General features: G+C 34.4%; 13 protein-coding genes and 1 riboswitch. All 13 genes read right to left on the bottom strand.

The window, feature by feature from the left end:
• Positions 1-51: 51 nt before the first annotated feature.
• A complete protein-coding gene (locus ACYSNW_RS09285; RefSeq protein WP_461744208.1) occupies positions 52-1218 on the bottom strand; it encodes an FtsW/RodA/SpoVE family cell cycle protein in 1167 nt (388 codons plus the stop codon).
• The gene (locus ACYSNW_RS09280) at positions 1215-2399 is read right to left on the bottom strand and encodes an FtsW/RodA/SpoVE family cell cycle protein (RefSeq protein ID WP_461744207.1); all 1185 of its coding nucleotides are present in this window, start codon (positions 2397-2399) and stop codon (positions 1215-1217) included. The genes ACYSNW_RS09285 and ACYSNW_RS09280 overlap by 4 nt, the downstream gene beginning before the upstream one ends.
• On the bottom strand, positions 2396-2662 hold the full coding sequence (locus tag ACYSNW_RS09275) for a hypothetical protein (protein ID WP_461744206.1): 267 nt from the start codon (positions 2660-2662) through the stop codon (positions 2396-2398). The genes ACYSNW_RS09280 and ACYSNW_RS09275 overlap by 4 nt, the downstream gene beginning before the upstream one ends.
• A gap of 384 nt (positions 2663-3046) precedes the next feature.
• Positions 3047-3215, bottom strand: a riboswitch (M-box (ykoK) riboswitch).
• A gap of 356 nt (positions 3216-3571) precedes the next feature.
• Positions 3572-6160 (bottom strand): bifunctional lysylphosphatidylglycerol flippase/synthetase MprF, encoded by a 2589-nt coding sequence (gene mprF / locus ACYSNW_RS09270; RefSeq protein WP_461744205.1) that lies wholly within the window; start codon positions 6158-6160, stop codon positions 3572-3574.
• A 215-nt stretch (positions 6161-6375) separates the two neighbouring features.
• Positions 6376-7134, bottom strand: a complete 759-nt coding sequence (locus ACYSNW_RS09265; protein ID WP_461744204.1) for a hypothetical protein — start codon at positions 7132-7134, stop codon at positions 6376-6378.
• 11 nt (positions 7135-7145) lie between these two features.
• Positions 7146-8012 carry an ABC transporter ATP-binding protein gene (locus tag ACYSNW_RS09260; RefSeq protein ID WP_461744203.1) on the bottom strand — a complete coding sequence of 289 codons (867 nt, stop codon included), beginning with the start codon at positions 8010-8012 and terminating at the stop codon, positions 7146-7148.
• Positions 8013-8402: 390 nt separating this feature from the next.
• Positions 8403-9194 carry an inositol monophosphatase family protein gene (locus tag ACYSNW_RS09255; RefSeq protein ID WP_461744202.1) on the bottom strand — a complete coding sequence of 264 codons (792 nt, stop codon included), beginning with the start codon at positions 9192-9194 and terminating at the stop codon, positions 8403-8405.
• Positions 9194-10018 (bottom strand): PTS system mannose/fructose/sorbose family transporter subunit IID, encoded by an 825-nt coding sequence (locus tag ACYSNW_RS09250; protein ID WP_461744201.1) that lies wholly within the window; start codon positions 10016-10018, stop codon positions 9194-9196. Before ACYSNW_RS09250 ends, ACYSNW_RS09255 begins: the two co-directional genes overlap by 1 nt.
• Positions 10015-10815 carry a PTS mannose/fructose/sorbose/N-acetylgalactosamine transporter subunit IIC gene (locus tag ACYSNW_RS09245; protein WP_461744200.1) on the bottom strand — a complete coding sequence of 267 codons (801 nt, stop codon included), beginning with the start codon at positions 10813-10815 and terminating at the stop codon, positions 10015-10017. Before ACYSNW_RS09245 ends, ACYSNW_RS09250 begins: the two co-directional genes overlap by 4 nt.
• A gap of 21 nt (positions 10816-10836) precedes the next feature.
• Positions 10837-11307, bottom strand: a complete 471-nt coding sequence (locus ACYSNW_RS09240) for a PTS system mannose/fructose/N-acetylgalactosamine-transporter subunit IIB (RefSeq protein WP_461744199.1) — start codon at positions 11305-11307, stop codon at positions 10837-10839.
• Positions 11297-11722: a PTS sugar transporter subunit IIA gene (locus ACYSNW_RS09235; protein WP_461744198.1), complete on the bottom strand. Its 426-nt coding sequence runs from the start codon at positions 11720-11722 to the stop codon at positions 11297-11299. The genes ACYSNW_RS09240 and ACYSNW_RS09235 overlap by 11 nt, the downstream gene beginning before the upstream one ends.
• 66 nt (positions 11723-11788) lie before the next feature.
• The gene (locus ACYSNW_RS09230) at positions 11789-14509 is read right to left on the bottom strand and encodes a sigma 54-interacting transcriptional regulator (protein WP_461744197.1); all 2721 of its coding nucleotides are present in this window, start codon (positions 14507-14509) and stop codon (positions 11789-11791) included.
• Between the two features lie 430 nt (positions 14510-14939).
• Positions 14940-17090 (bottom strand): hypothetical protein, encoded by a 2151-nt coding sequence (locus tag ACYSNW_RS09225; RefSeq protein WP_461744196.1) that lies wholly within the window; start codon positions 17088-17090, stop codon positions 14940-14942.
• Positions 17091-17146: the final 56 nt, after the last annotated feature.

Below are 17146 nucleotides of genomic sequence, written 5' to 3'. Positions count from 1 at the left end.
GTGCGTTCAAGTTGGACAACTAAGCTCAACTAACTTCTTTCTTCTATTGCCTTAAAGGGAATCTTGTTTTGAATTATACATGGAAAGCACTAAGCCTATCGCAATAAAATTCGTTAAATAGGCTGTTCCTCCCTGACTTAAAAACGGTAAAGGAATTCCTGTTAATGGTAATAGACCAATGTTAGAGCCAATATTTTCAATAATATGAAATAGAAAATACATAATAATCCCTGTCGTGATATAGGCATAAAATTCTCTTTTAGAATTTAAGGTACTGATTAACATTTGATAAATCAGGTAGAAGAATAACAGTAACAATAAACAAGCACCTAAAAATCCAAAGGCTTCTGCAATCACGGTAAAAACCATATCTGATTCACGAACGGGTACATAAACCTGTAAATTGTTGATTCCTTTACCCGTCATTTCGCCAGATCCAATCGCAATTAATCCACGCGCCTGTTGATAGGAAATGGAATCTGCATACTCAAAAGGATTGAGCCAAGCATGGATTCGATTAAATTGATACGGTTGGAAATGAAGCATAGTCAAAAACTTTTGCCCAGCTTCTGTTAACACTAATAAAATCGTTGTAATTCCTAAAGAAGCTAAAACTGTTCCACTCACAGCTAAAATTTTCCAAGAACAACCTGAAACAAGTACCATACCAATAAAAATCGAGATAAACACCAAACTGGTCCCAAAATCTTTTTGATAAGCCATTAAAGCAAAAATCGGTAAACTGTATAATGTCATTTCACCTAAAAGCCAAAAATCATCTTTTAAAGTGCCCGTTTTGGGTCGGTTATTTCTTTTAGTGATTACATAAGCTAACATCAAAATATACCCGATTTTCATAAACTCAGAAGGCTGAAACGAAATCGGACCTAAACGAATCCAACGCTTTGTACTTGTCGCTGTCGCCATAACTGGATCATAAAATTTAACTAATAGACTCATTAGAAACAACGACCCGCCATAAACAAAAGGTGTTAGTTTCCACAAGTATTCTATCGGTAAAAACATCATCACAAACATCGCAATAAAACCTAAAATCGTCCAATAAAGTTGTTTTCTCAAGAGAGGCATGACATTTGTGATACTTGGATCAGCATGAAACGCGCCATATTGAGCAAGAAATCCCACCAAAATCAACAAAAGAACAGGTAATAATAACCCATAGTTGATTGGCTCTCTATCTGTTGTTAATTTATTCATTCTGCAGGCCCCTTTCCTAAAATCCATGCATCTCTCATTTCTGTTGCTCGTGCATTCATCGCAAGACCTAACACAATACTGAGAATGATCATACTAGAACCGCCATAACTGATAAAAGGAAAGGTCACACCTGTCATCGGAATATATCCAAGCAAACTGCCCACATTCACGGCTACCTGTAATAATAAGATGGTTCCACAACCAACGTAAAGAAACATATGATAAAGTACTTTCGATTTCACTGCTAGTTGATACATTCGTGCAACTAAAAAGAAGACCAATAACAATAAAATAAGACAGACTACTAACCCTAGTTCCTCAATACAAATAGCAAAAATGAAATCCGTATCCGCAGCTGGTAAATAGCCTTTTTTTTGAATACTATTTCCTAGTCCTAAACCCCAAAAACCACCATTATGCATCGCATAGTAAGCATTAGAAGTTTGAAATCCTAAGCCATTTGGATCCGCAAAAGGATTTTGCATCACTTTAAAACGGCTGACTAAATAACTAAATTTATCCGGAAGCCAGCTAGTTGGTATAGATAAAATAATCCATGTAGCTAATTCTTTAATTGTTACAATCGCACCGAAAGTTAAAATTGTAAACCAAGGAGAAAGACCATTCGCTAAAAACATAATCACAACTAAAAATGCAACCATCGCTCCCCCTGCTACATTTGGCTGTAAGACAACTAAACCAATCAACAAAATCGAAACCCAAATTGGTTTCTTATACTCTTTAAACGAAAACGGCTTTTGTTTATCTTTTGTCGCAAAGTTAGCACTTAAGTAAAGCACCATCACTAATGGAATCAGCTCTGAAGGTTGGAAAGATAAAAAACCAATCCTAATCCAACGTTGTGCGCCACCAGAAGCCGTACCTAAAATCAAAACAAATAGTAAGAGGGTAATTGACACCCCTAGTGCAATTTTTAACAATTTCCTATTACGAAAAACCGCCAAATTCACATGAAATACAACAAACATCGCGACTAAACTAATCATAAAGGAAATTCCTTGTTTCATCGCTTTACTAGAAACACCTACATCATTAATCAATAGTTGATACGTACTAGAACTAAAGACCATCAAAATTCCGACTGTACATAAAATCAAATACGGAATCAACAATGACCAATCTAGAAATCTATATTTAGCTAATTTAGAATTTTTTTTCATTTATTTTCACCATTATTCAAAAGATCATACCTTGCTTGGACTGTCATTTGCCCATCAATCGCCAACATACTACTAAACAATGCTTTACCAAATATTTTACTATCTGTAATTACAGCCGTTCGACTTCCTACAAACGTGCTTCCTACTTCCGCTAATAGGCTTCGGCAAAAAGATTTTACTATATATTTACTCGTACTCATTTTTTCAACTATTTTTGCTAACTGAAAAAAAACTATCGCTTTTTGAATTATTTTTATTTTCATTTTCTTGCTAAATCATCCATTCATATTATTTTCTTGCCTCCAACAAAATAAAAAACCATCCCTAAGAATAGCTTCTATCTCAGCGAAGGTCAATGGATGAAAGTTAAGGAAAAACAGCTTGTGAGTAAACGTTGAAAACCAAATAACTATCTCCAAAAATCTTATTCAGATTTAAGATAGTCTTGCATTATTTTCAAAAATGGTTGCTGTCAGATTATTTATATCATATATTTTCATAAAACAATCGATTTAAATAATCGGTCTCAAGCTACTCAACCTCTAAGTCTTAACTATAGATAAGAAAAAGTAGTTTTCCAAAAAACAAGTAAAATCAACTTTTTTGATTTTCCCGATTTTCAAAAGGAAAGTACTCTTGTCCCATCCTCTCATTCTCTTCGTGGAGTTTTAGCACTATGCAACGTAAAAAGTCTTGCTTTTAGCTACTTTGAGAAAAGCCTTAATTCGACAGTTCTTGTCCTACCCATGCCAGTCTTTCGACATTTCTGAGCAGTAGCCTTTGTTTGCATAGAAGCCTCACCTAACAAGTAATCGTGTTATTCTAAATATAGCTATTTTATAAATTGAAGTCAATTAGATTCAAAAAAAGATTCGTTTAAAAAAGAGGTTCATTCGCTTAAAGTTATCTGGCTCTTCAATTTCAAATCCTTGTCACAACAACCTTTATTAAGATTCTCATTAATAGAACGAGCGTTATACAGAATGATTTGATTATAAGCTAAATTTAACTCTTTCTTTAGTATTTATGCAATAGAGACAAGTTAAATAAAAAATAGCTTGCCTCTACCTCTCTATCAGTCTACTATATTCAGTTTTTAGTGTCCATCACATCTACTAAAAAGAAGCAGTTATTATGCTAAAGCATGACTAAAATCCTCAACTACGGTTAACTTATTCATCATTATTCATCACATCTTCAACTAAGAAGACTTTCTTCTTTCTACCTCGTTCAATCAATAGAAGCAACTGAATAAACGTAAACAATGCATTGCTTTGTTTCGGATACGCACAATAACGAGAAGCCCAATTAGTAACATATTGCTCTTTGGCTTTTCTTCTATCTTGAAATTCATAAATATGATACCCATAATTATAGAGAACATTAATCAATCGCTCTTCAAAAAAAGAATATTTTGTCTCACCAACATTCGCTAGTGGCGCAACACCCAAGTCAACCATTGGATAACCAAGCTGTTTAAACGTATCGATAAAATGTGTCAATAAAAAATCAGTAGTTTCGGCTGGTGCTTCATCACAATATCGTAGTAAATCATACGCAACTCTTTTTTCCGTTTGAATCTTCTTTTCAGTAATAAACCCAACAATTTCTCGTTGTTTATTGCGCATCAGACCAACAGCTGCTAAATCCAAATAGGTACGATCAAATCGACCTGAAATAAAATTTTTCTCTTTGTTTATACCCAGCCACTCATCCGAAACTCGTTTCAATTCTTCAAAAATCTCATCAGAAACAGGCTCTTGGTAAAGATGGAAAGTATAGCCTAAATTGGCTAACTGGCGCATGGTCATACTCTCTTTAGTTAGACGTGGTTGCGTAGAGTCTTTAAAGCAAATCGCGCCCTCTTCGCCTACTTTCATAAAATGATACCCTAAATCGTGCAATGTCATCACATATTCATCTGAAATTCGGTAAAATACCACTCGATATCCTAGTAAATCTGCTTGATTCATAAATGAAAACGTAGCTTGCGCCCATTTTTCAGAATCTCCAATCGGATTTCCTGCAACAAAACATTTATCTGCCTTGATTTGATAACCAAATAAAACCAGATCTTCATTCTGTTCTTGATAATAATAATATTCATAGTTCTCCAAATAAAGAAATTGGCTACTTTCATTCCCGCCAAATTTATGTAGAAGTTGCGTTAAACGATTTGTTTCAAGCGTTTCGCCTAAATGCTCTGTTGTATCTGCTAAATATTGATATAATGTAATCAAGCCAACCATCGAGATCCCTAAACCAACTAAACCAGAAAACCAAACATCATCTGAAGGAAATAGTAAAAAGGTTTGCGGCATTGGACCCGTTTTTTCAGGATGGGCACTGTAATATCCCGCTACCGCATAGATAATGAACAAACAGCCAAACAAAAGACTATCAATCACCAAAGCGCCCCATGAATAAACAAATTTTTCTCGATAAAATTCTTCTTTCGCTAGAAAAACTGCGAGTAAAATAATCAAGTAAACGATAATCAATTGCCAGGAAGTAGTTCGGGAAATCGTATTGACAATCCCAAAAATTAACAGACCAATCGTTGGCCAGTAAGCTTTTCGAACTTTCATAGAAATTCCGCGCGCTAATCCAAGTAGCAAAAAGCCAATTAGCATATTAAATGTCTGATCCAAAAAATCAAATGAAAAAGGTAATAGTACCTGGAACAGTCGGCTAACATTAGATAAATTAGTTACTGTAGATAAGAGCACCAACATAATTCCTGCAAAATAAAGCGCCGAAACCAAAATCGCATGAGCTACTTTTTGTGAAATAACTCTTGGTAAATTATCAAAGAAACGATTTACTTTAACTCCTGTTTGATGAACAAACAATATAACCCCTGTCAGAAAAGGGACTACATAATAAAATAACCGATAATAAATCAACCACACAACTGCCGTTGATTGATTTACTCCTAATTGTGATAATCCTAAAATCATCAATACATCAAAGGTTCCCATACCACCCGGTACCATTGTTAACATCCCAATTAATGTCGCTATGATAAACATTGGATAAATTGCTAAGGAAGAAACTGGAACATTCATCAATTGCCCAATTGCTAAAAAGACACACATTGCACCAAACCATTGCCCTAACGAAGCAGCAAACAGCAAAAAAACTTTTTTTGGATAGAAATGTTTAAATAATGTATGGCGCTTAAGTCTAGTAAAACCAAATAAAGCTGGAGCAATCAAGCTTCCTAATAGTAACCAAATCCAATATTCTCTAAATAAACTATCTGGTCGAATAAAAAAAACATCAACAAATGTTACAAAAGATAAAATCGAAAGACCTGAAATCAGGAACAACGCCACTTTCGAGACCGTTGCGACCACTTTTTTACGTGCTATATCTTTTCCGTAAAAATTAGCCCGCAACGTCGCACCAACGACACCGCCAAATCCAGCTAAATTATTAATAGTGTTGGTCACCCATGCTGAAACAATCCAATCCCATGTTTTCATTTTGGGTTTTCCTGCTTCTTCTAATACTTTGATTACTACATAATCGTATAAAAACATCGGTAAAATACCTAAGCAACCGATTAAGATCATACTGATACTGGTTAACTTTTTCTGTTGTGCCATTGTTTGAAAGACATCTTGCCATGACATGCCTTGTGCAATATGTGTCACTTGATTTGCCACGAAAATTAAGACAGAGCCAAGAAAAATAAGTTTTAATAGTAAACTATGAGTTTTAATCCAACCGATCAATTGATTTATTTTGCTTCTCACCGTGCTTACACATCCTTTTGTGAAGAAAATTCGTCTCTACTATGGTAGCGCATAATACATTTTTTTTCCATCTTTGTTTTAGACAGCAGAATATTTGCAGAAGTTGGACCTAAAAAATTGAACAAAAAAAATCAGAGTGAAAGAGTCATCCTTTCATTCTGATTTTCAATTAAACTAGCTTATAAACCTTATTTGATTAAGAGCCATTGTATGTCTTATAAATTTTGTTTTTCCAATATTTTCAATGAAATAAAACAAAAAACAACGGTTGATAACAATAAAATAAAGATTTGGAAACTAAACATTCCATTAAAACTAAACATAAATGTATTTGGAATCATATTTAAAATCCCAGAAACAATACTATTGATAATACTGAATCCCATAAAAATCAGAAATGATATATTTCGACCTTTCATCAAAATGCACGCAGTTGCAATCAACATCAATGAATTAATATATTGAACAAACATGCGTAAAAGTAATTGGAATCCAGAAATTTCAGAATAGTAAAAAACTTCAGAGATTACATCTTTCAATTGATCCAACGCATCAACCTGCGCCAATTTAATGACACATAAAATCAATGGAATCAACGTAATAGCTGCCATCAAGATTAGTGTACAAACAAAAATAGCACCAATTTTAGCAAAAAATAATTTTTGTCGATTTACACCGGATGCAACCATCATCGACATCACATTATTCTTATAGTCCATTGAAATCATATGAAATGGATAGATCCAAGCAAAAATAATATTTCCAAGAGCAATCATTACACTAACACCCGCTAAAGTCCCAATAAACGTAGCTGCTGTACTTGAATCATAATAATTACTTGCACTATTCGCCTCATTTAAGAGAATCAAAGTTAAAACAATATTGATGATTGAAATAACTCCTGCTGTGATTAAAAAGCTTTTATCTCGTAAAAATTTAAATAATTCCATTTTAAAAATCAATTTTGCTGTCATCTTCGTCCCTCCTAATTTAACCTTTCTTCCAATATTTTCACTTTAGCTAATTCTAAAATTTCAATTTGCTCTTCTCCTAATGCTGACTTAACATCTCCCCAACGCTCATCAGAGATATCAAGCTTCAGACTACCTTCATCATCTGTTTGATAATAAAAATTAGCTTCATCTAAAAGGGTCGCAAAACGTTCATTATTTGTTGTGTTAACCAAGCGAATCATTTTAGCTTTTTCAGCTTTCATATCAATTGTTTCAGCGATACGACCACGATCAATTACATAAACAATATCACAAAGGGCTTCTAAATCATTTTGAACATGGCTAGAAATTAATAACGTCAACCCCTGGCTTGTTAATTGTTTTAAATAGCCTTTAAACCACTTCACTGTATCGATATCTAGTCCTCGGAATGGTTCGTCTAAAATCAAAATTTCTGGTGTATGCATCAAAGCAATCAATAAAATCAATTTTTTCTGCATCCCATAAGAATAGTTCTTAACTTTTTGATCTAAAACAGAATATAAATCCAATTCACGCGCCAAATTCCCCGCTTTTTCTTCGTCAAATGTACCTCTTAACCCAGAAAAATATTGAATATTGAACCAACCTGTACGATTCGTATACACTGACATTCCATCTAATACAATCCCAACATTCAACAATAGCTCATTATGTTTTTTTACTAATTGGTCATCTATCAGGATTTCTCCTTGATACGTTGCAATAATATTAGTAATACATTTGAATAAAGTGGTTTTTCCCGCTCCATTATGTCCAACTAATCCGTATGATATCCCCTTTTCAAACTCTAAAAATGGAATGTTTAATACTTCTGCGCGACCATAACGCATATTTAAATCTTTGATTTTAATTTCCATAAGAGACTCCTTTTTTATTTTTTAGAGGATGAAGTCATTTCGTTTTATGTCTTATTCAAACAAGCAACAAACAATGATTACAGAAATTAAGAAGACATACACAAAAACTGAAGAATTTTTTGTGCATGCCTTCTTATTTCTCAACACTGACACTTCCCCCAACCTCTCTACTAGTTTATCATGTTTTATTCAATAGTGGTTAAGAAAAATTAAGCACTAGCAATTCAATTTGAGGGTAAAGTACTAAAATAATCGGAATTAAAACTGCAAAAAAGAGCCTCTAATAAAACAAAAAGCAGCTTTATCTAAGACTCAACCATTTACTCATATAGTGTTACCAAAGCCTATTTCCATCAATTATTACTAAATACTTTTTATGTTTTACAATAGTTATAGTTGCCAAAAACGAGCAGTGATTTCCCTAATCAAATCAGGACCGCCAGCAATAATTGTCTTATCCTCACAAATTTTATACGAACTGCCATCTACGCCTTGAAAAACAACTCCATTTTCTTCTGCAAATAATTTTCCCGCAGAAATATCCCAAAATTTCATCGCACCTTTATTAATCATCACATCAACGGTCCCTTTTCCTAACTCTACCAATCCCAACGATGCACAAGACATCCCACCTAACCCTCGTGATGCTTGAATCACCTCACGAATATGATATTCATCAGTGTAGATGTAATTAAAGCGACTGTATACAAGACTATCTACTAGCTTTCGATCCGCTCGTTTAGGCAACCGTCGATAGTTTTCAAAAGCACCTTGTCCTCTTTTAGCGTGATAAAAAAGATCAGCAACTACATCATAAATGTAGGCTAATTCCCCTACCCCATCTTGATAGACACTAACTGAGATAGCAAAATCTTTTTGTTTGTATACTAAGTTAGAGGTTCCATCGATTGGATCGATTCCCCAAACGATTCCTTTCAAATCCGTCAGTGTATCCCCATAACCTTCTTCACTAATAATCTTATGGTCAGGATATTGTTTTTTAATTTGTTTGACCAAAAAAAATTCTGTTTCTTTATCAATGTTCGTTACAAAATCATGGGCATTTTTCTTAGTATCAATCGTCAATTGGTTGGTCAGCTGATTTTTTATCCGTGCACCAGCTTCTCTAATCAACTGTTCTGCAAAAAAATGAATCGCAAAAAAATCAGTCTTTTGGCTCATTATGCAAGAATCCCTCCCATATAAAGTAGTGTACCTAAGACTAATAAACCGATAATTAGAGGAACAACATGACGGCCATTCGTTTTCTTCAAAAACTTATAGCAAGCAAAAGTTAGCAGAATAGGTAATAAATTCGGTAAAATTTTATCCAACATTTCTTGAATATTCAATACATTATCCTTACCTAATGTAAATTCTAAGCCCAAACTTATTTTTACGTTACTCACAATCAAAGCAGCAACTACCACTGTTCCCATCGCATTGGCAGCATCTGAAAATCGGTTAATCAAACTTTTACTATTTGGAGAGCTTAACAATTCAACTCCTTTTTCATAGCCTAACGTAATCCCATAATATTTTAACGGCATCCAAACAGCATTAATCATTAGCAACATAACGAATGGACCAATCAAACTACCATTCGCCGCTAAACTAGCCCCGATACTGCCGCAAATAGCCAACCATGTATAACTCAAAATACTGTCTCCAAGACCAGCCAATGGCCCCATTAAACTTACCTTTGTATTCCGAACAATATCTTTTTCAAATTCATCTGTTTTTTCTTCTAAGGCCATTGACGTTCCTAAAAGTAAAAATTGCGATACGTGGTGTGTGACCATATACTCCAAGTGACGAGACATGGCAGCTGATCGTTCTTCCGTAGTCCCGTCCTTATAACGTTTTCTTAAAAACGGCAACATCGAATAAAGATACCCTAAATTCCCTCCACGTTCTGCATTCCCTGAAACACCTAAGGTTTGCGCGCGCCAAAAATATTTATTGAGATCCTTTTTTGTTAATAAGTTCTCTTCATTCTCTATCATAAGTCATACTCCTCTTCTTCTGTCATTACTGTTGCAGTCACTGTTTGAGGTAATTCTTCTACTTTTTCTTGCGTAGTAATCAGCATATCGTAAAAATAAGCAATCACGATTCCGACCATTGCAACACCCAAAGTTGGCATATTTAAGTATGAAAATAGAACATAACCAATCAATAAGAAAACCCATGATTTTTTTTGGAGTAACATTCTTAGTAACATGGCAAAACCAACCGCAGATACTAATTTAGAAGCAACCGTTAAGCCCGTCAGCACATTTTCAGGAATATAGGACAACACAGCATCAATCATTGGAACACCAAACAACACAACTAGAAAAATTGGAATAATTCTCGTCAAAGCAATGAACAAGCCACCCGTCCAATGAAGTATGGCAATTCGATTGGAAAATAAATCCCCTTCTTTTGCAATCGAATCAGCTTTATGTGCCAAACCAATATTTGCTGTTTGCGCCACAATATTTAGTTGTTGCACAAGTAAAGCAGACGGCATGGCAACTGCGATTCCTGTCGCTACACCCCCTCCTGATAAAACACCCATCGCCACACCAATAATCGATCCTGCAATAATATCTGGCGGCGTATAAACACCAACATTATTCGTTCCTAACCACATCAATTCTAACGTCGCCGCAATAATTACTCCTTGAACTATATCGCCTGTAATGATAGCCGCTCCCGTTCCAGCTAGTAACGGTTTTTGAAAACCAAAATGCCAAGCTTTACCATCAAACATACAAAAACCGCCCCAAAGACCTAACAAAATTGCTTGAACTAACATAAAAATCCTCCTTTTTATTTTTTACAATAAATCAATAAGTTCATTTTTCTCATCTCTTGGAACTGTTTGAATAATTAATGAAACACCTCTTTCTGCAAGTGATTGAAAAATCGCTTCTTCTTCTGGTGAAATATTCACGGCTTTAGAGATTCGCCTTCTTTCACTTGTTGAACGCATTCCCCCAACATAAACTTCCGAAATATCCACACCTTGATCCAAGGCTTTTTGTACATCAATAGGTTGTGTAAAAAGTAATAAGGTTCGCCGCTTAATAGGATTTTCCTTTTGCACTTGAATAAATTTATCCACTGGAAAAACATGAACACGAATCCCCGTTGGCGCAGCAACCGTTACCATTGTTTTCTTCATCTCATTTTGACTAACTTCATCATCTGCAATGATCACTTGTTCAATATCATAATCTTTTAGCCAAGTAGTCGCTACTTGTCCATGAATCAGACGATCATCGATTCTTACTAATTCAATACTCATCACTTTCATCCTTTCGAACTATTTTTTTATTTATATTGGTCAAATAGAGCAACCAATTTTTTTCAATCAACGTAGTCAATTCAGTTAAAGAAGCTGAATTATTTGTTGCAATCTCCAATAATAAAGGGATATTTAGACCAGAAAACACTTGTACATTTTCAAAACCAAGCAATAATTGTGTTGCTGCATTTGATGGGGTTCCACCATCAATATCCGTCAATATTAACCATTCACCTGGTTTTGTTTCGACCAATTGCTTATATTGTTGATAAAATTCATCTAACCCTTCCCCTGGCTGTAAACTTAATGCACTCATGTTACTTTGTTTTCCCGCAATCATTTCTAGTGTCGTTAAGGCCGACTTAGAAAATTCCCCATGACTAGCTAAAATGATATTCACCTCATTCGTTCCCATAACACGCCTCCTTTCAATAAATATAAAAGCAAGAAGCGTGCCAATAAATTGGGACACTTCTTGCTTTTATTGATACATATACAATATGCTGTAAAGATAGCTTAGTTCTGATTCAGGAATCGTCACACTATATTTCTTTTCAATCCCACTAAAAACTTTCCGTATCGCTTCAAATGAAGTTACTGGAATTTTCGATTTTTCCATCGGATAACCATTAATTGGTTGATTGCGAATCAAGCGCTCAATCAAACAACTAACGTGAACATATAAAACCATTTGGATTTTATTTTCGATCTTACGATTAAATAATACTTCAAAAGTTGAAATAAGAGTTTCGATTTCATTAATAACGGTCTCGCTATCTAAAATAGTAATCGATTCAATAACTTTTTCGAGGGAAAAATTTTTTACAATTTTACGATTAATTCCTTCGATTTCATTCGAACTTAACGTATCAATCAAAGCACTAGTTAAGACCTCGTCTTCTCCAGAAATCAATTTTTCCAAAGGAATATAGGCAATATCTGCAATTTTTGGGTTGTCTGTTCCAATAATCGCCAAAACTTCTTCTGAATGAATGCCGTCTGAAATACCATTACTTTTTAATGTATGATAATCCATCGCTCGGATAGCGATACCATATTGTTGATCGATACTATCCTCTAACAATTGCTTAATTTGAGTGGCTGTGCCGATTCCCGTCAGACAAGTTGTAATAAACATTTTTCGTTGTTGAACTTCTGGTAAATGAAGCTTCACATCAATCCGCTGTTTTTTCGATTGTTCAACAATCGTTTCAGGAGTTGCCTGATTAATGATTGATTGGCCAACTTCTAAGACCATTGATGTTGTAACATTATTAATGATTCCAATGGTAATCATTTCTTTAGGTTTGATAAAAGTTTGAATCTCTTGTAATGAGCCCATATCAACAAGAATGATGAATTCTTTACATTCTTTATATTTTCGAATATATTCATCGACTTTTTTTCCTATTTCTTGTGTCGTAGAATCTAAAGCCATATCAAACGCATCAAAAATATGTTGATCTAATAAACGATTGCCTACTCCAGCTAAACTAGTGGCTGTTGCAAAACCATGAGCTAGAATCAAGGCTTTTACTTTATTTTTTTGTTGATATTGAATATCTGCATTAATCATATAAAACGTTAGAATTAACTCATCTTTCAAATGTAAATAAATGTCGAATTTATTTTCTAACAATAAAATAATATTTTTGGCATTTTCATGTGCTTCAGCATAATGAGTTAACAGGAAATGCTTTAATTCTAAAATAGTTTGATCTTGGTCTTCTTTTTCTAAAAACGTTTGTTTCATCCGATAAAAGATGTAATTTGAAATCGAATAACTGCTATTCGTCATTAATTTAAACTTATTCTCTTCTTCGAGGAACATCATGATATTTTTAACTTTTCGATGAATCATCTGAATCAATAAACGATTGTTTTCATTTGGTTGTTCAAATAGCAAACTATCCATCATTAAATCTACTTTCAGCGAAGCTAGTTTAATAAATTTCTGTCGCGTCATGTTGATTGGAAATTCTTTATACTGTTTAATGATTTCATCAAATAGCACATCTACTTTAGACCACTCATTGGCATTACCAAGTCCTTCTAATTGATTAATCATTGTATTGGAATCAATTAAAATATTTTTTAACGGACCAACAAATTCCAAATTTTCAGGAAGTGGATACATTTCTCTCGATAAAATCGATGTATTGATGACCAATTGAGCAGTATCCTTCTTTTTACGATATTGAAAAGCACACAAATACTTAATGGTACTTTTTAACTCGCCAACATTTCCTTTAAACATATAGTTTAACAATACATAAATCACTCGATTACTAACAGAGATTGTGGTATCTAGAATTGTGGCTTCTCTTTTAAAGAAAGTGTAGATCAATTCTAATCGTTCTCGCTCACTTCGATTAGATAACTCTGGTAGTTCAATTTGAATAGGGATTCTACGTATAAATGTCGTCAGTAAAAATTGATCTCTTGCTTCTGTAGTTGCAAACATCAAGCGTACATTCGCTGTTTTATCTTGTTTAACTTCCCCAACTGGTGTATAAATTCCTTTATCAATGAATATAAACAATTTTTCTTGTGATTCTGGTGATAGTCGATGTACTTCATCTAAAAAAAGAAACCCGCCATCAGCAGCTGCTAACAAGCCTTCTTTTTCACTATCGGCTCCCGTAAAAGCCCCTTTTACATGTCCAAAAAGTAATGCAGATAATAATTCTGGATTATCAGCATATTGAGCACAGTTCAGTGTCATAAACGGAGCATCTTCTTTCAAGCAACCATTCTTGATTGCATATCGATGAGCAAGGGTTGCTATATATGATTTTCCAGAACCAGAAGCGCCAAATAAGATTAAGGCTAGACCATTATCTGGATACATGATAGCGGATTCAATTTGCTGCACAGCGCCTCTCAAACTAGCTTCTGCTCCAATTAACTCATTAAAAATGGCTTGTGATTTCTCGACGATTGCTTCAAGAGACTCATACGTTGATTGAGTAATCGTGTACCCGTTTGATTCAAAAATCTTTTTCGATAAAAAAATAACAGGCCGTGTATTTACCTTAATAAAATGAGAACTTTCCCATAGTTTATTTAATTGCTTGCTTATGGTATTTCTCTTTTGATCAAGTAAAACAGCTAAATCACTGGCTGTAACATTTTCTAATTTCTTTGTCTCAAAATACTTTTGTGTTTGTGTTTCAATCGTAATAATTAATTCATTCCTCATTTTATTCCTCCCTAAGCACTCCTTTAAACTAAGTATAATCGATAAAAACACTTAAAAACAGACTTTTTTAGTCAATAAAATAACTCTCTTGTTTTCCAAATTACACAACATAATCAGAAAACTAAGAGAGTCGCTTTTTTATTAACTGAAGAGTAAGAGATAAAAAAGTGTTACATCTCGAAAAAATAGCTAAAGTTTACAAAAAATGGGAAGAACACTAAATAGGAACCATTCAACATTGAAAAAAAAACTCTCATGCTTCTTATCATTTTTAGCTATCTCTTCATATTGCAATAAATCACGAAGAACAGTGTGTTTTGATGATACCTTTCACCTACTTGATTCTCGGAGCTAACTGCTTTTTTGCCCCAACTTCGGCAACGATTTATCTGTTGTCTTTCGCTTTAATCAATCGCAATTTTTCTATATTTTACCGCTCTAAATACAGTTCTAAATAATCATTTAATAACTTATATCCTTCCATTTTTTGTTCCACTTCTTTTGGACAATAAACCCATTTACCCATCACTTTTCTTTTTTGAGCAAAATGCTTCGTTTCTTCCAGAAAACCATCCAGTTCATTGATAAGGTTCTGACAACTCAAATCATTTCCTAACATGATATCCCGCTGTTCCTTTTTATAAACAGAGTTCCACAAATACGGCAAAACATCCATCTTTTTTAAATTCGTTCTAAACGTTTCTTTTGAAACCATGCCTCTATGCCCTGTCCCTGTATCTCGCTGGAAGATAGCATGTATATCCCACTCTAGCTTCTTTAATTGTCTTAAATTTGAGGTTCTTTGGTGATTAGCCGTTTCAGCCGGTTGAATAAAATTGGATCGATTCATATAACCTGGATTTGGATGTTTTTCAGAAACACGATCAAGTGCTTCTTCAATGGCTAACGTCACACCAGGTTGTTGCTCCGCGACTGCTGGCAAATTTCCTGAACGATTATTTCCAGTTTGTTTAATAGACTGTAAGAACGTCTCTTTACTTGGAAAATTACGGGCTCGTTCCATTCCTTCAGTCGATGTCATAGAAGGCGGTGGGACTGCGACAGGTGTTTGCGGTTGTGCTTGTACAGGTCTTGGTCTAGGTACATCCTTAGGTCCAGCAACAGACATTCGCGCTTGTTGCGCAACTGCCTCTTTTAAGTGTTGTTCATACTTCGTCGCACTTCTCATTTTTTGTTCTAATTCAGCTATTTTTTGATGGGCCTGAATTAATTGAACATCTACTTTACCTACTGTTTGAGTCAATTTCTTGATTTCTGTTGCATTAATTTTCAATATTTCTTGGTCTTTTTTGTGTTGTTCAGTCAACTCTTCCACAGAAGCTTTTTCAGCCACTTCTACGAGTGGAGCTTGCTCGTGTTCTTCCTTAACTGTGACTAATTGCGATTCAACTGTTTGTAATTTATCTTTTAACTGTTCGATAATTTGCGTTAAGCGAATCGTTTCAGAAGCATTTTCTTGAATTTTCCCACGATCTTTTTCTATCCGTTCGACAATTTCCTGATCTGGTTTCTTCTCTAAAACGTTTGTTTCTACCGTATTTAATTTATCACTGACCTGCTGTATTTGCTTAGAAAGCGTACTAACTTCTTGAGTAGTGTTTGCTAGCTTAGCTTCGAGCACATTTTTTTCATTACTTGTTTTGGTTGCTCTAGAGAAAGAAACTTTTGGTCTTTTCGAATTTCTTACTTCCAGAACTTTATTATCAAGAAATGCTATTTTTCTATTTGCATCTTGAATTTCTTTTGTCAATGAATCAACTTTATCAATCGCTAATTCTAAGCGGCTTTCTAAAGTCAATTTACCTTCGATTCCCGTTCCTAAAACAATTTTGAATTTTGGCGGTTTTCGTGGTTTACTGGCTACTGTAGCTTTTTCAGTTACTTCCACTTTAAAATTCGCAAAATCCGCTGTTAATTGCTCAATCTTTTGAGTAAGTCTATTTATCCGTTGACTATTTTCTGTTTCTATTGACTGTTTTGCTAATGCATCGCTAGGAACCACTTTTACAACAGGAGGGGCTTTTTTCTCTTTTAAGTGTTTAACTTCATCGAATACTTCCGTTAGATTCTGACTAAATTGATTCATCATCTCAGATAAAAGCAGCACTTCACTATTCGTTTCCTGCAAGCTCCTTGTAACATCGATTGGATTTCCTTGATCGATAAAATTGCTTGTATGTTCTAACGGCATTTCTGGCACAACTAATTCACTAACCCATTCTCTCAGTTCATTCATCTGAGCTTTAGCTAATGGATTGGCTAAAGCAAGAAACATTGAGATGTAAACTGCTTTTGAAGTTGAGCGAATATACATCTTTTTCAACACAAAATGCTCAAAGTACGTATTGAATTCCTCTGGAAGCAAGGCAAGTAGCAAATCAAACTGTTCTTGCGAGTCATAATCGGTTCCTTGCTCAAATTTTCGCACTAAATAAACTGTATATTGACTTAAAACATCATCTTCGTAAACAGATTTCCCAAGACGACTTGCCTCTATTTCTTTTCTGATAAATATTTTTTTACTTCCGCTTGTACTACTTACTACGCTCATTTTTTCCATCTGTACTAAAGGCTCCTCTTTTACTTAGCTCTTTCTGCTTTAAACATACTTTTGGT

Source organism: Enterococcus sp. LJL99, from assembly GCF_054871725.1.
Note: the sequence above shows the minus strand (reverse complement) of the source record. Positions and strands in the feature narration are given on the sequence as shown.

Bases quoted from the DNA above. Each gene is read 5' to 3' on its own strand.
- ACYSNW_RS09285 (WP_461744208.1), bottom strand. From the start codon at position 1,218: ATGAATAAATTAACAACAGATAGAGAGCCAATCAACTATGGGTTATTA.
- ACYSNW_RS09280 (WP_461744207.1), bottom strand. From the start codon at position 2,399: ATGAAAAAAAATTCTAAATTAGCTAAATATAGATTTCTAGATTGGTCA.
- ACYSNW_RS09275 (WP_461744206.1), bottom strand. From the start codon at position 2,662: ATGAAAATAAAAATAATTCAAAAAGCGATAGTTTTTTTTCAGTTAGCA.
- ACYSNW_RS09265 (WP_461744204.1), bottom strand. From the start codon at position 7,134: ATGACAGCAAAATTGATTTTTAAAATGGAATTATTTAAATTTTTACGA.
- ACYSNW_RS09260 (WP_461744203.1), bottom strand. From the start codon at position 8,012: ATGGAAATTAAAATCAAAGATTTAAATATGCGTTATGGTCGCGCAGAA.
- ACYSNW_RS09255 (WP_461744202.1), bottom strand. From the start codon at position 9,194: ATGAGCCAAAAGACTGATTTTTTTGCGATTCATTTTTTTGCAGAACAG.
- ACYSNW_RS09250 (WP_461744201.1), bottom strand. From the start codon at position 10,018: ATGATAGAGAATGAAGAGAACTTATTAACAAAAAAGGATCTCAATAAA.
- ACYSNW_RS09245 (WP_461744200.1), bottom strand. From the start codon at position 10,815: ATGTTAGTTCAAGCAATTTTGTTAGGTCTTTGGGGCGGTTTTTGTATG.
- ACYSNW_RS09240 (WP_461744199.1), bottom strand. From the start codon at position 11,307: ATGAGTATTGAATTAGTAAGAATCGATGATCGTCTGATTCATGGACAA.
- ACYSNW_RS09235 (WP_461744198.1), bottom strand. From the start codon at position 11,722: ATGGGAACGAATGAGGTGAATATCATTTTAGCTAGTCATGGGGAATTT.
- ACYSNW_RS09230 (WP_461744197.1), bottom strand. From the start codon at position 14,509: ATGAGGAATGAATTAATTATTACGATTGAAACACAAACACAAAAGTAT.
- ACYSNW_RS09225 (WP_461744196.1), bottom strand. From the start codon at position 17,090: ATGGAAAAAATGAGCGTAGTAAGTAGTACAAGCGGAAGTAAAAAAATA.